This is a genomic window from Plasticicumulans sp. (assembly GCF_035331805.1).
Taxonomy (GTDB): Bacteria; Pseudomonadota; Gammaproteobacteria; order Competibacterales; family Competibacteraceae; genus Plasticicumulans.
The window spans coordinates 1-2,118 of record NZ_DAOLKE010000483.1 but is presented as its reverse complement, the minus strand read 5'-3'; the positions used below and the strand labels follow the sequence as shown (position 1 = coordinate 2,118).

Sequence of the window (2,118 nt, the reverse complement as noted above, 5' to 3'; positions counted from 1 at the left end):
TATGTCGGCTCGGACGGCTCCATCGGCACCGTGGGCATCAGCGGCCAGGAGGCGGTCGGCCAGATTCTGGCGGGCGGCGTGCGGGACATGTCGGCCTGGGTCAACAAGCTCTACGGCCAAGCGTTCGCCGCCGTCTATGTCCAGCCCGGCGCGAAGGTCGCCGTCCACCTCGAAAAGCCGCTCGCCATCGACTTCGATCCCGAAGGCCGCAAGGTCGATCACCGCACAGGAGAAAGCCATGCTCTCGAACTTGAATAGCTTGGCCCGTGGCCTGGCGCTGGTCCTCGCCGTCGCGGCGCTCGCCGGCTGCGCCACCAGCAAGGAAAAGCTGCTGACCCACGGTGACCGCACGATGATGGACATCTGGCAGCAGGAGGCCGGGGACGGCGGTGGCGCAGCCGGACGGAACGCCGGCGGCCAACTGCTCGATGCGCGCCAGAGCCTGCGTCGGCCGCTGACCGACGCCGATATGCAGGCCGCACCTGCCGAGCAGATGCGCTACACGCGCACCGCGCGCAACGAGGTCCATCGCCAGTTCCAGCGCCTGCCCAATCCCGATCTCGTGATGTACGTGTACCCGCACCTGGCCGGCACCGATCCCGTGCCGGTGCCCGGCTACACGACCGTCTTCCCGCTGTACCAGCGCATTCAGTACGCGATGCCGGGTGAGCGCGTGGAGGACTACTGATGCGCTGGAAACTTCCCTGGCCTAAGCCGGCCGCGCTGAAGCTGGCCGCATCCGGCGCTGGTGATGACGAGCAGCCGGACGGCTGGCAGCGCCACATTGAGGCCTTGCGCCAAGCCGGCATCCCCGAACCCGGCTCGGCAGTCCGGGGCCGCAAACCGGCGACGGAGGCCGACGAGCAGGCGCTGTACGAGGTCGCACCGTCCTTCGTGGAACTGCTGCCCTGGGTCGAGTTCTTGCCCGAGTCAAGGTCCATGTTGCTGGAGGACGGCCAATCGGTGGCGGCCTTCTTCGAGCTGGTGCCGCTGGGGACCGAGGGCCGGGAACCGGGCTGGCTTGCCCACGCCCGCGACGCCTTGGAGAACGCGCTGCAGGACAGCTTCGATGAGCTGGACGAGAACCCCTGGGTGCTCCAGCTCTATGCCCAGGACGAGCCGAGTTTCGACCAGTACATGCAGACCCTGCGTGACTACGTGCAGCCACGTGCCCGCGGGACAGCGTTCACCGAGTTCTACCTGCGCTTCTTCGGCCACCATCTGCGTGCGGTGGCCAAGCCCGGCGGCCTGTTCGAGGACACGGTGGTCACGCGGCTGCGCTGGCGCGGGCAGACGCGGCGGGTGCGCATGGTGATCTATCGCCGTGCCACCGGGCAGGCAAGCCGCCGCGGCCAGACGCCCGAGCAGATGCTGAACATCGTCTGCGACCGCCTGTGTGGCGGGCTGGCGAACGCCGGCATCCAGGCACGGCGCATGGTCGCAGCCGACGTCCACGACTGGCTGCTGCGGTGGCTCAATCCGCGCCCCGCGATGCTCGGGCCCAGTACAGAGGACCGGGAGCGCTTCTACGCACTGGCGCGCTACCCGGACGAGACTGAGGCCGGCGAGATCGAACTGGCGAGCGGGCGGGATTTCAGCCAGCGGCTGTTCTTCGGCCAGCCACGCTCCGACGTGGAGCACGGCACCTGGTACTTCGACGGCATGCCGCACCGTGTGCTGATCACCGACCGGCTGCGCATGCCGCCCGGCACGGGACATCTAACCGGCGAGACCCGCAAGGGCGATGCGATCAACACGCTGTTCGACCAGATGCCGGAAGACACCTTGCTTTGTCTCACGATGGTTGCCACGCCCCAGGATGTCCTGGAATCGGATCTGAACCACCTGGCGAAGAAGGCCGTGGGCGAGACGCTGGCGTCGGAGCAGACGCTCAAGGACGTGCATGAAGCCCGCTCGCTGATCGGCAGCGCGCACAAGCTCTACCGGGGCACGCTGGCGTTCTACCTGCGCGGGCGCGACGAGGCGGAACTGGATCGGCGCGGCCTGGACCTGGCGAACGTGATGCTCAACGCTGGTTTGCAGCCGGTGCGAGAGGATGATGAGGTGGCGCCGCTCAACAGCTACCTGCGCTGGCTGCCGTGCTGCTACAACCCCGGC

At 68.0% G+C, this 2,118-nt stretch carries 2 protein-coding genes and 1 pseudogene; all 3 read left to right on the top strand.

Going from position 1 to position 2,118, the window contains the following annotated elements; all coding sequences use genetic code 11:
* Positions 1–258: pseudogene (locus tag PKE44_RS18640) on the top strand (TIGR03752 family integrating conjugative element protein); the annotation flags it as partial.
* A complete protein-coding gene (locus tag PKE44_RS18635) occupies positions 239–688 on the top strand; it encodes a TIGR03751 family conjugal transfer lipoprotein (protein WP_003050109.1) in 450 nt (149 codons plus the stop codon). The pseudogene PKE44_RS18640 and the gene PKE44_RS18635, both read left to right, overlap by 20 nt.
* Positions 688–2,118 (top strand): conjugative transfer ATPase (locus tag PKE44_RS18630; protein ID WP_324554225.1); only part of this gene is annotated, 1,431 nt, incomplete at its 3' end. The genes PKE44_RS18635 and PKE44_RS18630, both read left to right, overlap by 1 nt.

Bases quoted from the DNA above. Each gene is read 5' to 3' on its own strand.
- PKE44_RS18635 (WP_003050109.1), top strand. From the start codon at position 239: ATGCTCTCGAACTTGAATAGCTTGGCCCGTGGCCTGGCGCTGGTCCTC.